Origin of the sequence: Brevibacillus invocatus, from assembly GCF_003710915.1 — a bacterium.
GTDB classification, from domain to species: Bacteria; Bacillota; Bacilli; order Brevibacillales; family Brevibacillaceae; genus Brevibacillus; species Brevibacillus invocatus.
The window spans coordinates 1-21,226 of record NZ_RHHR01000045.1; the positions used below are offsets into that span (position 1 = coordinate 1).

At 50.6% G+C, this 21,226-nt stretch carries 24 protein-coding genes and 2 tRNA genes; 15 read left to right on the forward strand and 11 right to left on the reverse strand.

The features are described 5' to 3' along the window. The first annotated feature begins 379 nt into the window (after positions 1–379). Positions 380–739 carry a hypothetical protein gene (locus EDM52_RS20670; protein ID WP_122910847.1) on the forward strand — a complete coding sequence of 120 codons (360 nt, stop codon included), beginning with the start codon at positions 380–382 and terminating at the stop codon, positions 737–739. 27 nt (positions 740–766) lie between these two features. Continuing rightward, a complete protein-coding gene (locus EDM52_RS20675) occupies positions 767–1,897 on the forward strand; it encodes a site-specific integrase (protein ID WP_122910848.1) in 1,131 nt (376 codons plus the stop codon). Between the two features lie 125 nt (positions 1,898–2,022). On the opposite strand, the gene EDM52_RS20680 is transcribed toward EDM52_RS20675, so the two are convergent. The 3 genes from EDM52_RS20680 to EDM52_RS20690 all read right to left on the reverse strand — a co-directional run bounded on the left by EDM52_RS20680 (position 2,023) and on the right by EDM52_RS20690 (position 3,136). Then, positions 2,023–2,098, reverse strand: a tRNA-Val gene (locus EDM52_RS20680). Between the two features lie 45 nt (positions 2,099–2,143). Beyond that, a tRNA-Ile gene (locus tag EDM52_RS20685) sits at positions 2,144–2,220 on the reverse strand. Between the two features lie 331 nt (positions 2,221–2,551). After that, positions 2,552–3,136, reverse strand: a complete 585-nt coding sequence (locus tag EDM52_RS20690; RefSeq protein ID WP_122910849.1) for a phosphatidylglycerophosphatase A family protein — start codon at positions 3,134–3,136, stop codon at positions 2,552–2,554. A 234-nt stretch (positions 3,137–3,370) separates the two neighbouring features. Here EDM52_RS20690 and EDM52_RS20700 point away from each other — a divergent pair, with 234 nt between their 5' ends. Further along, on the forward strand, positions 3,371–4,075 hold the full coding sequence (locus EDM52_RS20700; RefSeq protein WP_122910851.1) for an alpha/beta hydrolase: 705 nt from the start codon (positions 3,371–3,373) through the stop codon (positions 4,073–4,075). 2 nt (positions 4,076–4,077) lie between these two features. On the opposite strand, the gene EDM52_RS24825 is transcribed toward EDM52_RS20700, so the two are convergent. Beyond that, positions 4,078–4,239 (reverse strand): hypothetical protein, encoded by a 162-nt coding sequence (locus EDM52_RS24825; protein ID WP_183185245.1) that lies wholly within the window; start codon positions 4,237–4,239, stop codon positions 4,078–4,080. A gap of 147 nt (positions 4,240–4,386) precedes the next feature. On the opposite strand from EDM52_RS24825, the gene EDM52_RS20705 reads away from it, so the two are divergent. Further along, the gene (locus EDM52_RS20705; RefSeq protein ID WP_122910852.1) at positions 4,387–4,899 is read left to right on the forward strand and encodes a YjcG family protein; all 513 of its coding nucleotides are present in this window, start codon (positions 4,387–4,389) and stop codon (positions 4,897–4,899) included. Between the two features lie 85 nt (positions 4,900–4,984). Next, a complete protein-coding gene (locus EDM52_RS20710) occupies positions 4,985–5,440 on the forward strand; it encodes a GNAT family N-acetyltransferase (RefSeq protein ID WP_122910928.1) in 456 nt (151 codons plus the stop codon). 59 nt (positions 5,441–5,499) lie between these two features. Here EDM52_RS20710 and EDM52_RS20715 read toward each other — a convergent pair whose 3' ends face one another. Next, entirely contained in the window at positions 5,500–6,348 is an 849-nt protein-coding gene (locus EDM52_RS20715; RefSeq protein WP_122910853.1) for a PHP domain-containing protein, read from the reverse strand. Between the two features lie 106 nt (positions 6,349–6,454). Between EDM52_RS20715 and EDM52_RS20720 the strand changes: the two genes are divergently transcribed. Continuing rightward, the gene (locus EDM52_RS20720; RefSeq protein ID WP_122910854.1) at positions 6,455–6,817 is read left to right on the forward strand and encodes a hypothetical protein; all 363 of its coding nucleotides are present in this window, start codon (positions 6,455–6,457) and stop codon (positions 6,815–6,817) included. On the opposite strand, the gene EDM52_RS20725 is transcribed toward EDM52_RS20720, so the two are convergent. Both EDM52_RS20725 and EDM52_RS20730 read right to left on the reverse strand, forming a co-directional pair. Continuing rightward, positions 6,787–7,704: an MBL fold metallo-hydrolase gene (locus EDM52_RS20725; RefSeq protein WP_122910929.1), complete on the reverse strand. Its 918-nt coding sequence runs from the start codon at positions 7,702–7,704 to the stop codon at positions 6,787–6,789. The two genes, EDM52_RS20720 and EDM52_RS20725, sit on opposite strands and share 31 nt — an antisense overlap. 94 nt (positions 7,705–7,798) lie before the next feature. Then, positions 7,799–8,458: a YitT family protein gene (locus tag EDM52_RS20730; protein ID WP_122910855.1), complete on the reverse strand. Its 660-nt coding sequence runs from the start codon at positions 8,456–8,458 to the stop codon at positions 7,799–7,801. 246 nt (positions 8,459–8,704) lie between these two features. On the opposite strand from EDM52_RS20730, the gene EDM52_RS20735 reads away from it, so the two are divergent. Both EDM52_RS20735 and EDM52_RS20740 read left to right on the forward strand, forming a co-directional pair. Then, positions 8,705–10,075 (forward strand): hemolysin family protein, encoded by a 1,371-nt coding sequence (locus tag EDM52_RS20735; protein ID WP_122910856.1) that lies wholly within the window; start codon positions 8,705–8,707, stop codon positions 10,073–10,075. Positions 10,076–10,167: 92 nt separating this feature from the next. Next, positions 10,168–12,543 (forward strand): UvrD-helicase domain-containing protein, encoded by a 2,376-nt coding sequence (locus EDM52_RS20740; RefSeq protein WP_122910930.1) that lies wholly within the window; start codon positions 10,168–10,170, stop codon positions 12,541–12,543. A gap of 129 nt (positions 12,544–12,672) precedes the next feature. On the opposite strand, the gene fabI is transcribed toward EDM52_RS20740, so the two are convergent. From fabI to EDM52_RS20750, 3 genes are all read right to left on the reverse strand, one after another. Next, the gene (fabI, locus tag EDM52_RS20745; RefSeq protein WP_122910857.1) at positions 12,673–13,446 is read right to left on the reverse strand and encodes an enoyl-ACP reductase FabI; all 774 of its coding nucleotides are present in this window, start codon (positions 13,444–13,446) and stop codon (positions 12,673–12,675) included. Between the two features lie 91 nt (positions 13,447–13,537). Then, on the reverse strand, positions 13,538–13,690 hold the full coding sequence (locus EDM52_RS24830) for a hypothetical protein (protein ID WP_183185247.1): 153 nt from the start codon (positions 13,688–13,690) through the stop codon (positions 13,538–13,540). Between the two features lie 69 nt (positions 13,691–13,759). Further along, on the reverse strand, positions 13,760–14,482 hold the full coding sequence (locus tag EDM52_RS20750; protein ID WP_122910931.1) for a ZIP family metal transporter: 723 nt from the start codon (positions 14,480–14,482) through the stop codon (positions 13,760–13,762). Between the two features lie 232 nt (positions 14,483–14,714). Here EDM52_RS20750 and EDM52_RS20755 point away from each other — a divergent pair, with 232 nt between their 5' ends. The 7 genes from EDM52_RS20755 (at position 14,715) to EDM52_RS20785 (ending at position 20,442) form a co-directional block, all read left to right on the forward strand. Beyond that, a complete protein-coding gene (locus EDM52_RS20755; protein WP_122910858.1) occupies positions 14,715–15,335 on the forward strand; it encodes a MerR family transcriptional regulator in 621 nt (206 codons plus the stop codon). A 121-nt stretch (positions 15,336–15,456) separates the two neighbouring features. Continuing rightward, positions 15,457–16,545 carry an HD-GYP domain-containing protein gene (locus tag EDM52_RS20760; protein ID WP_122910859.1) on the forward strand — a complete coding sequence of 363 codons (1,089 nt, stop codon included), beginning with the start codon at positions 15,457–15,459 and terminating at the stop codon, positions 16,543–16,545. 146 nt (positions 16,546–16,691) lie between these two features. Beyond that, positions 16,692–17,213, forward strand: coding sequence for an ADP-heptose synthase (locus EDM52_RS20765; protein ID WP_122910860.1), 522 nt, complete (start codon positions 16,692–16,694; stop codon positions 17,211–17,213). 175 nt (positions 17,214–17,388) lie between these two features. Further along, positions 17,389–18,816, forward strand: coding sequence for an aminotransferase-like domain-containing protein (locus tag EDM52_RS20770; protein ID WP_122910861.1), 1,428 nt, complete (start codon positions 17,389–17,391; stop codon positions 18,814–18,816). Further along, positions 18,813–19,556: an AzlC family ABC transporter permease gene (locus EDM52_RS20775; RefSeq protein WP_122910862.1), complete on the forward strand. Its 744-nt coding sequence runs from the start codon at positions 18,813–18,815 to the stop codon at positions 19,554–19,556. Before EDM52_RS20770 ends, EDM52_RS20775 begins: the two co-directional genes overlap by 4 nt. After that, a complete protein-coding gene (locus tag EDM52_RS20780) occupies positions 19,553–19,870 on the forward strand; it encodes an AzlD domain-containing protein (protein WP_122910863.1) in 318 nt (105 codons plus the stop codon). The genes EDM52_RS20775 and EDM52_RS20780 overlap by 4 nt, the downstream gene beginning before the upstream one ends. 92 nt (positions 19,871–19,962) lie before the next feature. Further along, positions 19,963–20,442 (forward strand): chemotaxis protein CheW, encoded by a 480-nt coding sequence (locus EDM52_RS20785; RefSeq protein ID WP_122910864.1) that lies wholly within the window; start codon positions 19,963–19,965, stop codon positions 20,440–20,442. A 48-nt stretch (positions 20,443–20,490) separates the two neighbouring features. Here the strand turns inward: EDM52_RS20785 and EDM52_RS20790 are convergent, their stop codons facing one another. Then, positions 20,491–21,159: a hypothetical protein gene (locus EDM52_RS20790; protein ID WP_122910865.1), complete on the reverse strand. Its 669-nt coding sequence runs from the start codon at positions 21,157–21,159 to the stop codon at positions 20,491–20,493. Positions 21,160–21,226 lie beyond the last annotated feature (67 nt).

Genomic DNA, 21,226 nt, shown 5'->3' on the forward strand with positions numbered 1-21,226 from the left:
ACTTTTTGGAGATAACACAAAGAATCGGATCGATGTCAAGGGTGGAAAAAATCGCTCCAAATCGTTTGGGAGGTTCTAAATCGAATAATTCTTGTATATCAAACAGGCTTCCTTGTCTTATAATGGACATTGGGAGTCACCTCCAGTTCTCATAAGTTTTGGTTGCACTTAACTTATTAGAGATTTGGGGAGGTACTCCTTTTTCTATGCTCAAAAAACCTTGAGCCCGTAGGGCTCAGATTTATGAAATTGATTCATTTATATAAATAAGCATGAAAAACATTGCATTAGATGTAAACATTATTTTGTTTCTAAAGAGGCAAAACATTGCCCTGTCTGTAGCTATAAACGACTTTTAAGAAAAAGAGGTGTTAGTAGCATGATTTACGATGGGTTCGAACTTGATTCAAAAGGACGTGCTTTGATATGTCCAAGGTGCTCAAACGAACAAATAAATGGCGGGGAATTTTGTAAAATATGTGGGGTAACAATCATAAACAAATGCAGCTCTTCCGGTTACGACACCTACAAAAATGAACCATGGGAATGTGGAACTATAGCAGAAGGAAACGCTCGTTATTGTATAAAATGCGGTGAAAAAACAACATTTTTTGAAAATGAATTGCTTAAAGCATGGGATGTTGAGCACCAAGAAAAAATCATTAAAAATGACGCATCTGATCTATTTTCTTCCCCACAGAAAACCGTACATATAAGTGATGAAGACTTACCTTTCTAGGAAATTCAATGATAGGAGGAACAAACAATGAAGGGACATTTCAGAAAACGAGGCAGCACCTGGTCATTTGCGATTTCCCTTGGCACGGATGAAACCGGAAAACGTAGGCAAATCACTCGATCAGGCTTCAAAACTAAAAAGGAGGCCGAAATCGCGTGTGCGGAGATGATTACAAAATATGATACAGGGGAGCTGGTCATCTCCAAAAAGCAGACCCTGGAAAGCTATCTGCAATTCTGGTTAGAGAACCATGCGAAATCAACTTTGAGGACATCTAGCTACACCAATCATGAAACGGTAATAAACAGCCGAATCATTCCCGCTCTGGGAAAAATCGAATTGGACAAGCTCACCCCGATTCAAGTTACGAAGTACCTCACCGAGCTGCAAAAAGAAGATCTGTCAGCGGATTACGTCAAGTACATCCATGCGGTGCTAAAGAAAGCCATAAACCAAGCTGTGAAGTGGCAGCTCATTCCGAAAAACATTATGGATCACGTTGATCCCCCACGCCTTACAGCAAAGGAAATCATCACATGGACTCCAGAACAAGCAAATGAATTCTTGTCTTATGCCGAAAAGGACAAGTATTACATTGCCTTTGTACTTGCCATCTATACCGGCATGCGGCGAGGAGAGATTCTGGGCTTACGCTGGAAAGACATCGACTTCGAGCAAGCCAAAATCAGTATTCAACAAACACTTTATCGTCCGGCCAATCATGGTATTATCTTCCAGGAGCCAAAAACGAAAAGTGCAAAACGCAGGATTGCTATTCCGCAGTTCGTATTGCACGAGTTGAAACGACATAAGGCAAGACAAAATAAATTCCGCCTCGAGTATGGAGAGGGATATCAGGACAATGATCTTGTTGTCAGCTATGACGATGGACGCCCGCAGGATCCTCGTAACCTTCTCAGACACTACGAGCGTATCACAAAGAAAAGCGGACTGCCTCCCATCCGTTTCCACGATCTTCGCCACACTCACGCAACCATGTTGCTGCAGATGGGCGAGCATCCCAAAGTCGTTTCAGAACGCCTAGGCCACAGCAGGGTAGGAATTACGATGGACGTTTACAGTCACGTCATGCCAGACATGCAAAAAGATGCTGCTGACAACTTCGAGAAAATGATGAAACAGAAGCGCTCAAAATAACTTTAGTTGAATAAAGGTTGTCAAAATGTTGTCAAGCGACAACGAAGAGGGATTGTGTTGTCAGGGTGGATGGACAGGGACATAAGAAAAACCCTTGATTACCAAGGGTTTCAGTGTTTGCAATATGGTGATCCGGACTGGGTTCGAACCAGCGACCCCCACCCTGTCAAGATGGTGCTCTCCCAACTGAGCTACCGGATCATGTCAATATGTATCTTACTTACCAAACGCCCTCATTACGTTTAATGGTGGGCCCTGTAGGACTCGAACCTACGACCAATCGGTTATGAGCCGACCGCTCTGACCAACTGAGCTAAGGGCCCGAATCGCACCGGACGTCGATCACAAATATTACTATACATGATCGTAAATTCATTTTCAAGAGGAAAAATCGATTTTCTGTAAAATTTTTCACTCCCACCAAAAGCGCAACCCAAAAACCTCCCTCACCCCAACTATCTGCACGCAAGTGCAGCCACCTTCCCTGCCCACCCCCAGCGAAAAAGAGCCATCTTGCAGTTCTCCCATCCAAGCCCCCGCGAAACTCCTCACGAACGCCTGCATGCAGCCCCCTGCAAAATGACTCCCTCACTCTACCTACCATTCAGCACGCAAGTGCTGCCACCATCCTATCTACCCTATCCTACCCTACAACTACCCAACCTGCTCCCCACGATCTTCCTTCTCCTCGACCTTCAACTCCGCCAAAGCCTCTACCCTCGCCGCTTCCGCTTCCTGCTCATCCCGCATCCGATGGGCCATCCGACTGGACGCATTAGCCGCCACGCTAGCCACCAAATCATCCAGGAACGTATGCACCTTCCCATCCTCAGCCAGCTTCGTATCCAGCTTCTTGATAACCCCAATCTTATGCTTATCCAAATGACCGAAGGTCGTCACCGCGATACTCCCGTAAGCAAATACTGACCCAATAGCCAAGGTCTCATCGCAGCCAAACAAGCCTTCGTCCTGCGCGATAATCGTCTGGAGCGGCTCGGACAGCAAGCCTTTCTCCGCCAGTGTATCCAATTCGACGCCAACCAGGATGGCGTGCTGCATTTCCCGCTTTTCCAACACGGCCTTCACGCTGTCAATGCAATGATCCAGCGTAAGCTGTGGATGATAAGGAGCTTGCATCTCGTAGACGATCTCGGCAATATCCTTTAGCGATACGCCCCGCTCCTCTAGGCGCGCGAGCGCAGCGTTGCGAACATCTATACTGTGTACCTGCTTTTTCATGGTTGAGACAACCCCTTCCAAACCATTCTTGTGAAGTCGTTCATTACCATAGTATCATACGGTAGTAAAATTGCGACAAATTTGAACAAAAGGAAAAGAAGCGCATGTGCTGCTAAGCATCCTGACTTCCCCCAAACAACCAGCCCGAAAGGGCAAACGCACATCCAAAAGTATGGAAACCCCCTCTTCTCCTGTATAATATGGACCAGAATACCCCTAAGGAGGGACATCGTTGTGGCTCTTGAGGAAATCGTCGTGCACAGCCGGCATCTGGGAACGCCGGAAACATTGATCGTCTACACACCGGAACGCTACTCTCCGCTCTACTCCTATCCTGTCCTCTATGTGCAGGATGGCGCGGACTATTTGTCCCTAGGCAAATTTGCAACCCTATTGGACGAAATGATTCAGCAAAAAGAACTGCCTGATCTCATCGCGGTTTTTCTGCCTGTAGATAAAGAAAAACGAACATCCCGCTACCATCCGGACGGTGCCGAGCATCTCGCGTACCGCCGCTTCCTGGCAGAAGAGGTCGTCCGCTACATGGACACGCACTACTCGACGCATCCGCTTGGAAATGGACGCACATTGGTAGGCGTATCCCTTGGCGCAGTCGTTTCCTTGTTTACCGCCTTGGCCTACCCGAATACGTTTGGACAGGTAGCCAGCCAGTCCATTGCGATGGATGCTGAGCTGAACAGACGGGTTGCCGAGACCCCGATCTCCGTTCCGCTCTCCCTCTATATGCAGATTGGTACAGAAGAGACTGCTGTGAAAAGCACGCGTGGCTCGCTTGATCTGGTCACGGCCAACGAAGAGCTGCGTGACATCCTGCAAACAAAAATGGTCACCCTGGCCTTTGAGACCTTTGAGGGTGACCATACTTGGGGCCACTGGCAAACTCATTTACCTCGTATGCTGCGAGCACTTCTGGGGTAAACTTACCGTGGCTGCTGTTCCTCTTGCGGACCTTTTTCCTTTACCGGCGTTACGAGCATCTCTTCGAACTCTACCTTGCGGATGACCGACAAAATCGTGAAGGTAAGCACGGACAGTAGGAGCAAGACTAGAAATATGAATGTGATCATCATGGCTACATGCAACTGCTACGCCACCTCCTTACATTCACAGTCTCCCCTGCTGCCACAGGAATATACTGACCCACGCATAACATTACACAAATGAAGAATTTTCTGTTAAAATTATTTCTTAGTTAGTCTCAATAGAGAGTGAAGGAGGAGTGGTTCTCGATGTTGTACAGTATCGTCGTTTTTCCATCCAGCAAGGTGCAGGAAGTAGCCAATTCATACCGGAAGCGATATGACCCCGCGTATGCGTTGATTCCACCCTATATTCGTTTGAAAGAAGCATTTGATCTCGACGAATCCAGTCTACCCAAGCTGGTTGAGCATCTGGAGCAGGTTGCCTCCTCCACTGATCCTTTTACCGCTAACTTTCACCGGGTATCCAGCTTCCATCCGACCAATAACGTGATTTATCTGGCTCTGCAAAACAAAGAGCCATTTGCCGAGCTGCACCAAAAGATCGTGAAGCAATGTGTCTCCGACAAGGAAACCTACGCATTCGTTCCGCATCTGACCATCGGGCGCGACTTATCCGACGATGAGCTGCGTGACGTGACCGGACAACTGAGCATGGTGAAGTTCGACCTCACCTCCGAAGTGGATCGCTTCCACCTGATCTATCAGCTGGAGGACGGGATCTGGAGTGTTTACCAGACGTTTCTTCTGAAAAAAAAGTAATCTCCTCATCCATTCACACAAAACGACCCTCCCTGCAAGTGAAGCGGGGAGGGATCTTTTGCACGAAAAAAAGGACGTGTCTGCTATGAGTCAAACCTATCGCATCCAAACCGTTCAATCCGAACAGGAAATGGCCGACGCCATGTCTGTGCGAAAACTCGTATTTATCGAAGAACAAGAAGTTCCGGCTGATCTCGAAATCGACGAGCACGATCAGGCTGGGAGCAAAACGATCCATTTTGTCGCCTACAAAGATGACACACCCGTGGGAGCAAGTCGCCTTCGTCCCTATGCTCCAGGTGTTGGCAAAGTCGAACGCGTCGCCGTCAACAAAACCGAGCGCGGGACAGGCCTAGGTCGTCAAATCATGCTGGTCATGGAAGAAACAGCCCAGAAGAAAGGCTTCCAAGCCCTGAAGCTAAACGCCCAGACACATGCCCAGCGCTTCTATGAAAAACTGGGATACGAGCCTCATGGCGATGTGTTCGACGAAGCCGGTATTGAGCATATCGCGATGGTAAAAAAACTGGACCCGAGGTAATAGAAAAAGGCACTCTTTTTGCTCTTTCCGAGCGTTAGAGTGCCTTTTTCATCATTCTCCTATCCCAACCTGCGCTTGCCTACAAGCTCCCGCATCCGCTCCACAGCCTCGACAGCCACTGTATGGGAGCCGAGCATGGCATGAAAGGGCTCCTCGCCACGCCAGCCGTGAAAATCTGACCCGCCCGTCACGATCAGGTCAAATTCTTCTGCCCAACTGCTGTACGTCTCCCGCTGCGCTGCATCGTTATCTGGATGGTAAACCTCGATGCCATCCAATCCAAATTCTATCAACTCACGGACAAGCTCATCATCCTCGTAAAGACCGGGGTGTGCGAGTACAGCTACTCCCCCCGCATCCTTAATCATTGAAATGGCTTCCTGTGGAGTGATGCGCGGTGGATTCACATAGGCAGCTCCGCCTTTTCCCAAGTACTTCTCGAAGGCTTCCTCGATCGTGCTGACCACTCCCAGCTCCATCATTTCCTCTGCGATGTGCGGCCGACCGATGTTTTTATCCGTACCCTGCTTTCTGCTGTAAACTTTTTCGAGTGTGATCGGTATACCCAGCTCCTGCAATCGTGCGATTAACAGCTTGTGTCGCTCATGCCGAGTTTCACGCAGCCCCACTAGCCTTGCCTGAAAAGCCGCGTCTTCATACGGAACAAAATAGCCGAGTACGTGAATATCCTGTCCACGTGCTGACGAACTGACCTCTACCCCGGGAATGACTTCCACCCCCAGCTCGACGGCCGCTTCGAGTGCCGCTGGAATTCCCGCGACCGTATCGTGATCCGTGATCGCCAGCCCAGTAAGTCCTGCTTCCTTGGCCAGACGTACATTTTCCGCAGGCTCGCAGGTGCCGTCTGATGCTTTCGTATGGGTATGTAAATCCATGCGCTTATTCATCGTGATATCCACTCCTTCTTTTCTTTTTCTCAAGTCTGAATACGGATACTGCTACATAGGATGGTAGCAAACCCGATTTACAAAGGTAAAACCAAGGAGGATGACCATGCGGTTAAAAAACAAAACCCTGACCGGCGTCGTGCAGCCACTCTCCTATGTTGACCAAATGCTAAGGCAGCAGGGCTTTCAACGATCAGGGGGCGACAGTATGCCCACGTATGATGTCGTCATTTATGACTCCGCAAGCAGCAGCAGCTATTTCCTCAGAATCCCCACCAATTTTTCCAGCACCAATACAGGTAAAGGAGAGCTAACTGTCAAATTGGGTCATCCCTATCTCGAAGCAAAGTTCAGCATGAGCACCGAGACAGAGGAATTTTTCTTTATCCCGAAGTCCGTCCGCGAAGCAGCCGAACACAAGCTGGCGGAAATTGCTGATTACCTCTCTTCACCTTCTCCACCATCCTGAAGCAAGCCTGCCCTGCTCCACAGCCATTTGTTCGAGACAAATCGATAGGTCACTCTCTGCTCCTTGCTCAGTCCGATCAGGTACCCCATCAAGGCCGTTCGAAACAAAACATAATTGGAAGCGTTTTCGATGTGAATCTCCAACCGATCGCACACCCGTGCCAATGCATCTTCCAGGGTGCATTCCACATCCAGAATTTCTTCAACCAAACGGTAGATGCGCTCATGCCACTCTTTGTTTTTGTTCAGTACATCCTGGACGGAGGTGGTGAAAGCTCCGTGACCCGGCAGGTATCCCCTGTAGCTGGTCTCCATCAGTTTGGCGATGCTGAGTAAAGTCTCATACGCGTCCACCAAAAATGGCAGCTTATGCTTTTCCAATACACCTTCACCCAAATAACTGTCGGCGGCAAAGCAAATCTCGTCACATACCACACCAACCTGCTGCCAGCTATGCCCCGGCAGAGAAAGGATGGAAAGGCTCACACCGTCAATCTCCATTTCACCATCGACGGGAAGGAGGTGGTCCACCCGAGAAGCTTGGGCAAGGAGAAATTTGTTGCGCAGGGCATCAAGCGGTTCTGCACCCATATTCAGGTAGATTGGCTCCAGAATCGGGTAACGAATGATCGCCTCTTCCAGGGGCGGTGCATACACCTGTGCCGTTGGCCAGCAACCGAGCAAGTAGGCGTTGCCACCAAAATGATCGGCATGGGCGTGTGTTTGAATGACAGCACACAAGGGCTGGGCGATGGCGTCCAGCCCTTTCTTGATTTTTTTCGCGGTTTGCGTATCCAGCCCTGAATCAATCAGGATCGCGCCACTGTGCCCAAGAACAAGTCCGATATTCACATGACCGGGAAAGTATCCGACTCGCTCCGAAATCATAACTGGGGTATTGGTAGACACCTTACGTTCCTCATTTCCTTGTTTTCCTATTTATGTTCTCCATTTTTTCCGTCATCCCTTTCCCATACAAGACTCATCGTGTTTTTTCCTTCGATGCCATGAGGACAACACGCTTCGGCAACCCTGAACGCAATGGTCCAATGACCGTATACGGGGGCAGAGGCCGTCCGAGTCCACTGAACATATGCGTGGTAGCCGCCACCGCTATGATCGTGAACAAGGAAAAAATCGTTCGTTCGAGTCCGATCACCTGTAAAGAAAAGCCGACGATAATCCCGTCAATGGCCAGAATCAGCAGGGCTACAGGCAGCTTGAATCGCCTAGCGAGAAATTGCGCCATCAGATCCGTACCACCGGTATTGGTATTGTAGGCCAGCATTAGTCCGATCCCCGTACCGATCAGACTTCCGCCGATGATCGCCGAACTCGCAGTGGACCAGATATTGTACGGTCTGAGCATCGAAAAAATATCTATAAAAAAGGAACAGATCAGCATACCGTGGAAGCTGTGAAAAAAAAGACGCCGATCATAGAGGAAGACAATCAAAAAAACCGGGATGCTAACGCCAATCATGACCAGCCCGGCAGGCAGTTGCAGGTAGTACGTCGTTAATAGACCGATGCCGATCATGCCCCCGTCCATCAACCGATGAGGGACCAAAAACAGATTGACGCCGATCGCCACTAACAGGCTTCCTGTCAGGATTGCAATCGTCTTTTGCAGCCAGTACATTTCCCCCCACTCCTTGCGACTGACACTCGTACATGTGTATGTAAGGAAAAGTTCGGGTATGTCCAGCTGATTTTTCTGAACTTGAAAACACGTCGGAGTGCTTTGACGCATCGTTTCAGCTGTTGGTATACTGATCTAGGAGTGCTTTGTCAGGAAGAATGTTTTACTCATGTTGCTCGTAGAATGTAAGTACATTCTTGCTTACGGAGGTGAGTTCTCCACGCTTCCCAAGATGGAAGGCTGGAGCTGTGCTTGGAGAGTCCGATAGGGGAAATAACCCTGAATCTGCTGCTTGTCGTGTTCCTTGTTCTGTTGAACGCTTTTTTCGTCGCAGCAGAGTTCTCATTGGTCAAAGTTCGCCAAACACGTCTCACACAACTCGCAAATGAAGGGAACAACATCAGAGCTGAGTATGCGCAAAAAGTGACTCGACAGCTGGATACCTATCTTTCCGCCTGCCAGCTTGGCATTACGATTGCTTCGCTGGGTCTCGGCTGGATTGGTGAACCTGCGATTGCCCACTTCGTGCAGCCCTTGCTCTCATTCCTGCACCTCCCTGCTAATTTAACAGGACCCATCTCTTTGGTCCTCGCTTTTGCCCTGATTACGTTCTTGCACATCGTCTTCGGAGAGCTTGCCCCCAAGTCCATGGCCATTCAAAAAGCTGAAAGCACATCCTTGTGGGTCGCTGCTCCGTTGATGCTTTTCTATACAATCAGTTACCCTGTGATTCGACTACTGAACGGAACAGCCAATCTCCTGTTGCGAAGACTGGGAATCGAACCCGCTGCCGATCACGAACACGGTCATACGGAAGAAGAAATCCGCCTGCTCGTCAACCAGAGCCACAAGAGCGGGCACATCGACCAGACTGAGCTCGCCTTGGTCGACAAGGTCTTTGTCTTTTCCGAGCGCCTTGCCCGGGAAATCATGATTCCGCGCATCGAAATGGTCTGCCTTTACGACGATTTCACCTACGAGGAAAGCCTGCAGGTCATCCGCTCCTATCGCCACTCCCGCTATCCAGTGGCCCATGAAGACAAGGATCGCCTGATTGGCTTCATCCACGCGTCAGACTTTTATCTCGCTGGACTGACTGCCGATCATGCTGATCTGAAAAGTCTGCTTCGACCATTGCTTGCCGTACCAGAATCGATGGAGATCAGCCATGTTCTGCGCCTGATGCAAAGACAACGCACGCAATTGGCCATCGTCATCGACGAATACGGCGGCACCGCAGGCCTCTTGACGATGGAAGACATTCTCGAGGAGCTGGTCGGCGAGATCCGCGATGAATTTGACGAGCATGAACGGCCAGAAATCGAGGTCTGCTCGCCCAATAAACTCTCTGTCTCCGGCAAAACCCTTTTGACTCTGTTGAACGAATACATAGACATTGAAGTCATATCCAACGAAGTAGACACCATTGCCGGATGGCTATACAATCAATTGAATGGAGCCGTCGGCGATGGCAGATCGGTCATGTATCATCGCTATTTGTTTACGATAAGTGAATGGCAGCAGCACCGCATCACCCGGGTGCTGATCACGTACGTCGGCGAAGACGAAACAGCGCTCATTCCGGAAAACACGGTGCTGCTGCAAGCCCAGTCCTGACAACAACACATCGTTGGCAAGTGTCTCCTGCCACCAGGAGGCACTTCTTCTTTGATTACTCAACATAAGGAGGTGCACATGGACCTGTCATGATGAAACATGCCCTACTCGACAACCAACCTATCCTGTTGCTGCCCGAGACCTACAACCGCATACCGCACTGGCGCTTTGTCGCCCGACAGGGGAAGGTGACATGTCCTGCCTGTGCCTCACCGCTGACCTTGATCGCAGGGATCAGCTTTGAGCCTTATTTTACACACCGATCGGGGATCGATTGCCCCGCAGAGGACGAGCTGACGGCAGTCGAATGGATGCCTGCCCTGGCTGAGACAGCAGCAACTCTAGCCTTTGATGAACCTGCAGCCGAAGCAGCTGTTCCCTCCCCGTCCAATGATTCTTCGGCAGGAACAGAACAGCCAGAAGATGAAGACACGATGATCGGTTCTTTTCGCATGCCCAAAAAAAGGGCCATAGGAGGAAGCGTCACACCCCCTCTCCCTGCACCCAAGCCCGCGATCTTTCGAAAAAAGCTAACGCCGAAAAAAACGATTCAGCACATCGTGGAGGAGCGTCAAAATACGCCCCTTCATCCCAATCAGGAACGAGCTGTACATACGACGGACGGGCCGCTTTTGATTCTAGCCGGAGCTGGCAGTGGAAAGACACGCGTCATGACATCCCGCACCGTCCATCTAATCCAGCAAACAGGGGTAGAACCGCGGCAGATCATGGTCGTTACCTTCACGACGAAAGCGGCAGAGGAGATCCGCCAACGCATCGCCAGAGAACTGCCCGCCAGACAAGCCCGAGAGCTCGTCGCCGGTACTTTTCACAGCATCTTTTACCGAATGCTGCTGCATCATCAGCCTGAGCGCTGGGACCAGCAGCGCCTGTTGAAAAAAGAGTGGCACAAGTGGCGCATGCTCCGGGAAAGCGGCGTTCTGATCGGACATGACGAACTGCTTGCGCTGAAAGAAAATGAAATGCTCGAAGCACTCGGAATCATCAGCCGCTGGAAAAACGAGTACATCCTTCCGCAAGAAGCTCTCTATCGGGAAGCGGCCAACGATACGGAGCGGAAAGCGCAGCAGCTTTACCCGCTCTACGAGTCAGCGAAGCAAAAGCTGGGCTGGTTTGACTTTGACGACATGCTGATCGGCTGCTACGAGATGGTCAAGGAAAATCCCGCTCTTTTGCAACGCTACCAGGAACGGATTACGCACATCATGATCGATGAGTTTCAGGATATCAACCGCATCCAGTACGAGATGGTCAAGCTCCTCGCCACACCACATAACAATCTCTGTGTGATCGGCGACGACGATCAGTCCATTTACGGCTTTCGCGGCAGCGACCCGCATTATATTCTCGGCTTCACCAAGGATTATCCACAGGCAAAAACGATTACGCTGGAAGTGAATTACCGCTCCCATACGTCCATCGTCAGCCTCAGCTATTCCCTGATCGGCAACAATCGGTCTCGCTGGGAAAAGGAATGCCGCTCCTTCCATCACGAGGAAGGAGAAACCTATCTTTTTGAAGCAGACGACGAGGAAGAACAGGCTTCGCGCATCGTCGACGAGATTGCCCATCGCCATAAGCAGGGCGTATCGCACGGAGATTGCGCCATCCTGTTTCGTACCAATGAGTCTGCCCGCCCGATCCTGGAGCGGTTGAGTGAGGCTGGCATCGCTTTTCATTACGCCCAGGAGGAGGATTCCTTCTATCAAAGGCAGACTGTCCGGTGGACCATCCATTACCTGCGGCTTGCGATCAACCCGGATGATACGGATGCACTAAAAGAAATCCTGCCCACCCTCTACCTTTCTTCTGAGCTGTGGAATGTAGTGCGCAGTCAGGCAATATTGGAAGACGTACCGATCCTGCATGTCCTCCCACAACTGCCACAGCTGAAGCCTTTCCAACGCAAGCATCTTCAGTTGATTAAGGAAATTCTGGAGGCGTGTCGGCACTCTCCACCTGCACAGGCACTGGAGCTGATCTATGAGGACGGCAAGCTGCGCGATTATTTGAAGAAACGTGCCAAGGAGCGGGAAAATGGCCGGGAACGCTGGAGTGACGAGCTTCAGCAGATCGTCAGCGCCGCCAAACGACATGCGACGATCCCAGACTTTTTACGCTATATCGACCAGATGAGCCAACAGGAAAAAGAGTGGCGTACACAACGGCCACTCCCGGATGAGGCGGTTCACGTTCTCAGTATTCATAGGGCAAAAGGTCTGGAGTACGACCACGTGTTTTTACCCGATCTGGTAGAAGGCGCCCTCCCCCATGAATTTACGTTGGACGAGCTGCGAAAAGGGGGACACGCCGCACTTGAAGAAGAACGCAGACTTCTATACGTGGCGATTACCCGTGCTCGTCTCAGTCTGAGCGTCGGTATCCCCCGCGAGCGCTTCGGGCGCAAGACCCGCCCCTCCCGCTTCATCGCTGAAATGGGACGGTAGGTAATGAAAACCGCTTCCCATGTAGATCATGAACTCTTCCATATTGGAAATAAACGGCAGATACATGAACAAAGGCTCCCTTCCACACACATTTATTTCCTAGTGTGCGTGTGAAGGGAGCCTTTTATACTAGCCGCCGATAATGCTGTAGCCCGCGTCTACATGCAATATCTCACCGGTAATGCCTCTGGACAGATGGCTCATCAGGAACAGGGCCGTATCGCCTACCTCGGATTGATCAATGGTACGGCGCAAAGGTGCTTTTTCTTCGATCTCTTTCAATACCGCATTGAAGTTGCGAATGCCTTTGGCAGCCAGGGTGCGGATCGGACCTGCGGATATCGCATTGACACGGATATTTTCCTTGCCCAGATCGTTTGCCAGATAGCGTACAGAAGCATCCAGTGCTGCTTTTGCCACACCCATGACATTGTAGTTCTGCACGACACGCTCGCCACCCAGGTAGGTCATGGTCACGATGCTGCCGCCTTCCGTCATCAGCGGACGTGCAGCACGTGCGACCGCTACCAGCGAGAACGCACTGATATCTTGTGCCAGCGCATAGCCGTCACGGGAAGTGTTGACGAATTCGCCTTCCAGCTCTTCCGTTTTGGCGAAAGCGATGCAATGTGCGAGACCGTGGATTACACCCACCTTTTCCTTGATCACGCCGAATGCTGCTTCCACGTCTTCATCCTTGGTTACATCGCAGTTAACCAGGAGAGATTCTCCGCCCAGCTTCGCTGCCAGCTCGGCTACATTTTCACGTAAACGATCACCTTGATAGGTAAAAATCAGATTAGCTCCTGCATGATGCAAGGACTGAGCGATACCCCAGGCAATGCTGCGGTGGTTGGCTACGCCCATGACGACAATATTTTTTCCCTGTAGCAAATTATTCATTATGTATACGCCCCTTTCCACATACTCCCGCCATTATACCCGATCTCGTCCACAGTTTCGAGAGAGAATGCAGGATCAGGGCTCACACTCGCTATGATTCGCTATCTCCAGGCTCCAACGAAAGCTCGACGACGTTAAAACCCCAGACGTCGCCAACCGGATTCAGCGATGTCCCAGCAGCGGGAAACTCCTCCGGTATTGGGGCAGCTTCCTGCGTACCCCTCGTCTCTTGATCGTGCTTCATCGCTGCTACAGCTCCTTTTCTATAGAAGACACCTGCTTTTTCCTATAGATTGGCAAGCAAAGAACAAGATTATGCATGCGGATGACTCCCATGCAAATAGAGCGACAGCATCATGTAGGCGATGATCGCGCCAAAAAAATAGAGGCCTAGCTGGTATTTTCGCGCCTGTTGTATATACGGAACCAGATGACTTGCGGAAAGATAGAGGAAGATCCCTGTCGTAATCGCCAGCATGATCGGTGAGAGATTGGCGGGAAAAATATTGACGACCGCCTCCATGCTTAATGCTCCAACCACCGTGGCTACCCCTAGAGAGGTCGCACTCCAAAACGCCTTGCTTCGCGAATGGGTGACAGCCAGCACGAGTGATGCCACGGCAACCCCGTCAGGAATCTTGTGCAAAAGCATGGCAAGCACCACAGAAGCTCCGATATCGGAGTCGAAGCGAAAACTCGTGATTAAGGAAACGCCCTCTACCAAGGCATGAATCAAAAAGCCGGTCATGATTCCTACCATACCGAACGAGCCGCGTTCCTTCCCCGTGTTGGAGAACATCTCCAGTACGTAAACCAATGCGAACCCTACCAGCACAAAGGGCATCAGCTGCCCACCGTTGGCAGCCAGCACATGCGGCATCAAATCCAGAAAAGTGATCGCCAACAACAAGCCCGCCCCTGTACTGATCATCGCAAGCATGGCTTGTTTGGACCAGTTTTTCAGACATAATACCAGTCCGCCGATACTGCTGGCCGCAGCCGCGCTCAGCAAGACCATCCAGATGACAGGTTGCATCGCCAATCCTCTCCTCATCTGCTCCAGACGTTTCAGCATTCCTTCCATTCTACGCGCCTGTCCCGGTCAATATGAGTTTGACCTCCTCTTCTGACAAAAACTGCGCAGCTGTCCAAAAGCCGCGAAAAGACACTACTTTTTAGAACCTTTGTCGATTCTCTCTTTCCCGGAAAAAAATGGTGCTATAATGAGCCCACCGGGAATACGAGAGGAAAAAAAGGAGTGATTCGGGATGGATGTACAAGTTTGGATGGCTTCAAAAGAGGTGGCTGATCGCCTTGATGTTCATGTACGTACGCTGCGTAACTGGCTGGACTTGTTTGTACCGGCAAAGGAACGTTTGAAAAATCCGCAGGGTCACTACCTGATCAGCGAAACAGGCTTTGCCCTGCTAAAAGAAGTAAAGGAACGAAAAGATAAAGGAAACAGCTCTCTGCGCGATATCCAACGCCAGATGTTTGAAGAAGGCCATATTCCAGAAGAGCTGCTCATGGCGGAAGAACCTACTGCTGCTGAAGAAACGGCCGTGGCGATGTCTTCCCACCAACTCGACTCGCAGACCAAGCTAAGAGACGCGGAGTATGCCGTACATGAAGCGTTGGTTGCGTTTCAGCACGAATTGACGCAGCTGCGATCACTGAATCAGTCGCAGACCACGATCCTGGAGAAGATGGCGGACATCGAAGAAAAGCAGGAATTCCTCCGCCTGGAGATGCGCCGCGTCACCTTCGAAATGGATTTGATGCAGCAGCGGCTGACCCGCCGCAAGGAGCGCTTTGCCAAACACCAGCCGCGTTGGTCTCTCAATCCATTCCGCTGGTTCTCCCGCTCGAATCAGGCAGCGGAACAGTAATTTGTTCGGCGTACGATCTTATTTCCACAACTTTCCCATTTCTATGCTATATTAGTACTATATTTCTACTAAAAACAGTTCATATAGCATGAAAATTCGGAAAAGAACTGAGGCTTTCATCGTGAGAAAAGTGCATATTACCTCGGTCAAGCCTGGAGAAGTTGTAGCCAAAAGCATCTTTCTTGAGAATGGAAACGTACTTTTGGGACAGGGTGTGGAATTGACCGACCGCTATATTCAACGACTCGTCCATTTGGGAATCGATACGCTATTTATCCAGGACAAGCATACCGAAGACATCATTCCGGAAGACGTGATTCGCGATGAAACCCGGAAGGAAGCTGTCGATACGGTCTTTAAAACGATGACAACACTGGTAGATCAGCCACAGGTAAAACGGCGGACATCCATGACTGACTTTGGTCATACCTTTCAAAATGTATTTCGCGAAATCATGAATGACTTAAGTGGTCGACGCGATGTCTTGGTGAATCTGACCAATCTCCATGTCCTCGATGGCTACCTCTTCCATCACTCTGTGAATGTTGCCGTACTGGCAGGGGTCGTAGGCCTGGCCAAGGGATACAATCAGCAGCAGATGATGGATTTGGGTGTTGGAGCCTTGCTGTTTGATATTGGAATGACACAGGTGCCCAAGGAACTGTGGAGCCGCCAGACGACACTCAGTGATGAAGAACGTCAAAGGGTTCGCTATCACACCGAGGAAGGTTTCAACATCCTGCGCAGCCAGCACAATATCGCGCTGGTGTCCGCGCACTGTGCGCTGCAGCACCACGAGCGCTTCGACGGCTCCGGATATCCACGGGAGTTGGCTGGAGAGCAAATCCATGAGTACGCACGTATCGTGGCCATCGCGGATGTATACGATGCACTCGTCTCCACCCGCCCCTTCCGCAAAAGCTTTTCACCGAGTGATGCGACGGAATTTTTGTTTGCTGCCGGCAATTCCTATTTCGATCTGGAATTGCTCAAGATCTTCTTGCAGCATGTAGCGATCTATCCAGTCGCTTCAACTGTCCAGCTCAATACGGGACAAATCGGGGTCGTCTCTCAGGTTAATCCGTTGGCCGTCAATCGCCCGACGATCCGTATCCTGCAGGAGATGGATGGCTCTCCCGTCACCACTCCCTATGAAATCGACCTGTACGAAAAGGAATGGATGAGCTTGACGATTGTCCGAACGCTGTAATCCAATAGAGGGGTACCTGTTTAGCTGAGACTGGCATGTCTCGGCTTTTTTCATTCCTTCCTGTCTATTCTTTGCACGCCGGGTGCCTGTATAGGCTTGTTGTCCTATCAGAATTTCAGTATGATGAGTAGGAGGAGGGTTGTCGAATGTCGAAAAAATTCGTTATCGAAGCGATTATGCTCGCCATCTATGGAGAACTGATGGCACCGTCGCAACCGGTAGAATATCTGATACCCGCATCGACAATCTATGAATTGGACGAATTTCTGCTAAGCCAGGAACCGATCATGCCGCTCGCTTCTGACGATCAATACGTTCGCCAGGTCATGCAGGAAATGAGCCAGTTTTTTTCCGACCCCTTCAATCGCAAGCGGTTGGAAAAAGGACTGATCGCTCCTTGGTCGCAAGTTCCCTTTACATTTCCTAACGGAGTGACCCTGACGATTGTCAATGGTGAAGACAACGCCATGTGGGGAGAAATATTTGATCCTGTCGAGACACAGCTATTGCTGACGTCAATTCGTTTTGAAGTCCCCTTGATCACAGATCAGCCGGACTATCAGGATCGGATTCTGGAATATGTAGTACCCGTTCAATTTTATGATGTGGAAGATTTTGAGTTCGCTCTGGAGCAAGGCATATCGCTAAAAGAGCTTCAGGAACCATAGAGCCAGCATCGTTACCCAGCTGAATCTGACAACAGACTGACGTTCAATTTTCGTCAGTCTGTTTTTTATCTTTCGTCGCACAGTGGCTCTTTTTCGTTGGCGAATTGGCTCTTTTATTTTTCAGATAATATCCGTATAGTGAGACAAAGGGAAAAATGGATGAAGGAGCCGTACGATGGGGAGAAATCCGGTCTATACACATGTCTACAATCAGCTTCGGTACAAAATCCTGAGCGGCGAACTGCCGATTGGCTCCCTTTTACCCCCTGAACGAAAGCTGGCCGTCCAGCTGGGAGTCAGTCGCAACACGATCGTCCGGGCATTTTCTGAGCTGGAAGCGGAAGGATTGATCGCGGGAAAGATGGGCAGCGGCAGGTACGTGGAAGCCTTGCCTCCCACTCCCTCCTTGACGAGAGTGGATTGGAGGAGCCAGAGCACACGTAGCCTTCTCCACCCCTCTCCTTCCCATATGGAAGAAATCTTGTCCATCACCGACAAGTATCCGCATACGATCAATTTTGCGCATGGCGATGGAGGAAAATATACGCTCGTCCAATCCCGTTTGACGGAATACGTGGAAGCTGCAGCGAAACGATCTTCATCATACTTCTTTACCTCTGTGCAAGGCTTGCCCGAATTGCGCGAGCGACTGGTCGAGTGGATGGGTATCCCCCAGATCTCTTCTCCTGATCAGATATGCGTCACCAGTGGGTCGCAGGAAGGGCTTTATCTGATCGCGACCCTGCTCGCTCGGCAGGGTGATTGCATAGTCACGGAAATGCCTACGTATTTCGGCTCGCTACAGCTCTTTCAATCCCTTGGCATGCAAATCATCCCGGTACCGCTCGATCAAGATGGCATGCGCGTCGATTTGCTGGAGGGGATCCTCGCCCGCTCGCGCCCACGCTTTATCTATACGGTGCCTACTTTTCACAATCCAACTGGCCGTACCCTGACTTTGGCACGGCGCAGGCAGCTGCTCGCAATCAGTGAAAAATACGGCATTCCGATCGTCGAGGACGATGCTTACCGGCATTTGCATTTGGAGCATGAACCGCCCCCGAGCCTGAAGCAATTAGATCAATGGGGCAATGTGATTTACCTGAATACTTTCTCAAAGATGCTTTTTCCCGGTCTGCGGATAGGATGGATTGCCGGAAGCAGCCCGATCATCCAGTACATTACCCGATTGCGCGAGCTGACAATCAGCACGTCAACCCTTAGTCAGTTTGCCTTGGCCAAATATATGCGTGACGGAGCACTTCGCCCGCATCTCGATACGGTCACCCGCCTGTATGCGGAACAGGCCCGTCTCATGGAATCTCAGCTGCGTCCGCTGCGCAGCATGGGGCTCGATTACGAAGTGCCAGCTGGCGGCTTCTACTTCTGGATTTCCTTGCCGGAAGGAATGAAAGCACGGCAATTAATGGAGCGGTGCATGGAGGCAGGCGTTTCTTTTACCTGTGGGGATATGTTTTTGCTCCGTGAGGCTGAACAGCCGTACATCCGCCTGTGCTTTACGCACGAAGGAGCTGAGCGGACCCTGCACGGCATGTCTATACTTACACGTGTTCTTTATCAACAAAAGGAGGATTCCCGATGAATCAGTCCAAACCGTCTCGCTCTCCTTTTCGAATCGGCTTGTGGGATGCGCTCCCGATCACAGCCAGCTATATCATGTTTGGGGCGATCTTTGGCATGATGTCCATGCAGGCTGGTCTATCCACCTGGGAGAGCATCTCCATGTCCTTATTCGTCTATTCGGGGGCAGCTCAATTCAGCGTCATCTCCATGCTTGCCGATCAAGCCAGCATGTGGGCCATTATTCTCACGACCTTTCTCTTAAACACGCGCCATTTTTTGATGGGCCTTTCCATGTCGCCATACTATCAGCGTTATACGGCTGCTCAGGTGAACGGTCTTGCCTTTTACCTGACCGATGAACAATACGCGGTCACCCTGAACCGATTTCGCCATCATCCAAGCCAGATCTCCTACATTTTAGCCGTGAGTGTCTCCTTGCACCTCGGTTGGGCTCTCGGAACGTGGTTGGGCACCGTGGCTGGCAAGTGGATTCCAGATCCTGCCTCGCTCGGGCTAGGCTTTAGCTTTACCGCGATGTTTTTGGCCCTTGCCTTCTATCAATTGACGTCAGTCATCCGGATTGTGACTTTCCTGCTCTGCGGGGCTTTAGCTACTTACTTTGCCATGCTGCTGCCCAATGGTCTGCATTTGCTGATCGCGGGCATCGTCGCTTTCGGGATCGGCTATTTCATGCCAACGAAAAGCACGGAAGAAGAAAATCAGGCAGAGGAATCCGGTAAGGCGGTGGAAACAGCATGAATTTGGTCTTGCTCTACGTCATCTTGAGCATCATCACCTATTTGTCCCGACGCGTCTTTTTGCGCCTTCCCGGTCATTGGCTTTCACCGCGCATGAAAAACGGCTTGACCTACATTCCCGTAGGCATTTTTTCAGCTCTCATTTTCCCTTCGCTATTCGTGCAGGACTCACAGTTTGTAATACAGCCTGTGCTGCTGGTCGCGAGTCTGGTTTGTCTCGGTGTCATGGCCTTGAGTAAAAACGTCTTCCTCAGCTTTGGGGTCAGTCTGGGACTGGTCGTGCTCGTTTCCCTCGGCATCATTCCCTGGCAGTAGCGACAGCAAAAAATAACCCTCTTTTCGATTGGTTTGTACATGGTACAATGTGGGTATAGATTGTATAGTGCTTTCGGGGAGGGACTTAAGTAATGGAAATGACAAGACAGACGAACGGAATCGATTGGGCTGCGGAGCGGGAGACCGTCCAGAGCATCCTGTTCAAAATGGGAGATGAATTCTACGGCCTTCCCATTTCACTGGTACGCGAAATCATCAAGCCCCTGCCTGTGACTCGTTTTCCGAAATCTCCTGTTCATGTAGAAGGCGTCATTGATTTGCGCGGACGGATTTTGCCGATTATCAACCTGCGAAAAATGTTCGGACTAGCCCCATTGGGTATTACCGAGGATACCCGCTTCGTCGATCTGCAATTGGACGGACTGGATTTGGGGATTGTCGTAGATGCGGTATCTGAAGTCATGAACATTCCAAAGCATCTGATCGAGCCGGCTCCACCGATCATCGCGGGTGTCGAAGGTAAGTACCTGCAGGGAATTGCCCGTCTAAACGATAAGCTGATCATGCTTCTCGATGTGGATGAAATCTTCGGACAATGGAAAAAGCAATAAATCAAAAACGGACGGATTGATTCCGCCTGTTTTTTGCTTTCTCCTGCCTTATTCTCTTCCTCCACTCGCCAGATAGGCGAAATTGACCCACACCATTTCTTCAATTCCTAGAATTTCTTTAAACAGGTCCACAGAGTCGTATAAGAGGGAGGCACCCGTCTCTTCGTCCACATCCGTCAGCAGCTGCAAATCGAACAATGACCGCAGCTGCTGGACTTGCTTAGGCCCCACAATCCGGTTGAAGGACTGTGGCTTGATTCGAGTAATTCCTTTGCCCACCTCGCGCCGATACAACTCCGAACGCACCACCCGATCCAATATTTCTTCATACTTTTGCCGCACGTCGTCGCTGTCTGAAATCCCTTCCTGCAAGTCCACATGGGGATAGAGTCGGGCAAATTCCAGCTCCGCCATCTCCACGTCCAAAGAATAGCTGATCGTCCCCGAGGACACCTCATATCCGGCATCGAATAAGCGGAAGCCCCAGCCGTTGTCCTCTGCATCGTGAAACCAGAGCAACGGTATGGGCTGCTTCGAGAGCTTGAGCAAAAACGATACGGTATTCGAGGTTTCCAGCCATTCATCCTGCAGGAAAAACGCATTCCAGTCGCCATTGACGTTTCTGTGGAAGTGAGGCTGATCTGTCTTGGATAAGGCGTTTCGTACTTTCGGTTCGTATTTGCGTGGATAAAGAATGCCGGTTGTAAACTCACCCATCCGTTTTCCACCGCCTTTTGGAACGCTATCCATAATCCCTACTTTTCAGTGTATTCAACAACCGCTT

Bases quoted from the DNA above. Each gene is read 5' to 3' on its own strand.
- EDM52_RS20765 (WP_122910860.1), top strand. From the start codon at position 16,692: ATGTCGAAAAAATTCGTTATCGAAGCGATTATGCTCGCCATCTATGGA.
- fabI (WP_122910857.1), bottom strand. From the start codon at position 13,446: ATGAATAATTTGCTACAGGGAAAAAATATTGTCGTCATGGGCGTAGCC.
- EDM52_RS20750 (WP_122910931.1), bottom strand. From the start codon at position 14,482: ATGCAACCTGTCATCTGGATGGTCTTGCTGAGCGCGGCTGCGGCCAGC.
- EDM52_RS20705 (WP_122910852.1), top strand. From the start codon at position 4,387: ATGTTGTACAGTATCGTCGTTTTTCCATCCAGCAAGGTGCAGGAAGTA.
- EDM52_RS20790 (WP_122910865.1), bottom strand. From the start codon at position 21,159: ATGGGTGAGTTTACAACCGGCATTCTTTATCCACGCAAATACGAACCG.
- EDM52_RS20725 (WP_122910929.1), bottom strand. From the start codon at position 7,704: ATGATTTCGGAGCGAGTCGGATACTTTCCCGGTCATGTGAATATCGGA.
- EDM52_RS20690 (WP_122910849.1), bottom strand. From the start codon at position 3,136: ATGAAAAAGCAGGTACACAGTATAGATGTTCGCAACGCTGCGCTCGCG.
- EDM52_RS24830 (WP_183185247.1), bottom strand. From the start codon at position 13,690: ATGAAGCACGATCAAGAGACGAGGGGTACGCAGGAAGCTGCCCCAATA.
- EDM52_RS20770 (WP_122910861.1), top strand. From the start codon at position 17,389: ATGGGGAGAAATCCGGTCTATACACATGTCTACAATCAGCTTCGGTAC.
- EDM52_RS20710 (WP_122910928.1), top strand. From the start codon at position 4,985: ATGAGTCAAACCTATCGCATCCAAACCGTTCAATCCGAACAGGAAATG.
- EDM52_RS20775 (WP_122910862.1), top strand. From the start codon at position 18,813: ATGAATCAGTCCAAACCGTCTCGCTCTCCTTTTCGAATCGGCTTGTGG.
- EDM52_RS20740 (WP_122910930.1), top strand. From the start codon at position 10,168: ATGAAACATGCCCTACTCGACAACCAACCTATCCTGTTGCTGCCCGAG.
- EDM52_RS20715 (WP_122910853.1), bottom strand. From the start codon at position 6,348: ATGAATAAGCGCATGGATTTACATACCCATACGAAAGCATCAGACGGC.
- EDM52_RS20785 (WP_122910864.1), top strand. From the start codon at position 19,963: ATGGAAATGACAAGACAGACGAACGGAATCGATTGGGCTGCGGAGCGG.
- EDM52_RS20675 (WP_122910848.1), top strand. From the start codon at position 767: ATGAAGGGACATTTCAGAAAACGAGGCAGCACCTGGTCATTTGCGATT.
- EDM52_RS20720 (WP_122910854.1), top strand. From the start codon at position 6,455: ATGCGGTTAAAAAACAAAACCCTGACCGGCGTCGTGCAGCCACTCTCC.
- EDM52_RS20730 (WP_122910855.1), bottom strand. From the start codon at position 8,458: ATGTACTGGCTGCAAAAGACGATTGCAATCCTGACAGGAAGCCTGTTA.
- EDM52_RS20755 (WP_122910858.1), top strand. From the start codon at position 14,715: ATGGATGTACAAGTTTGGATGGCTTCAAAAGAGGTGGCTGATCGCCTT.
- EDM52_RS20780 (WP_122910863.1), top strand. From the start codon at position 19,553: ATGAATTTGGTCTTGCTCTACGTCATCTTGAGCATCATCACCTATTTG.
- EDM52_RS20670 (WP_122910847.1), top strand. From the start codon at position 380: ATGATTTACGATGGGTTCGAACTTGATTCAAAAGGACGTGCTTTGATA.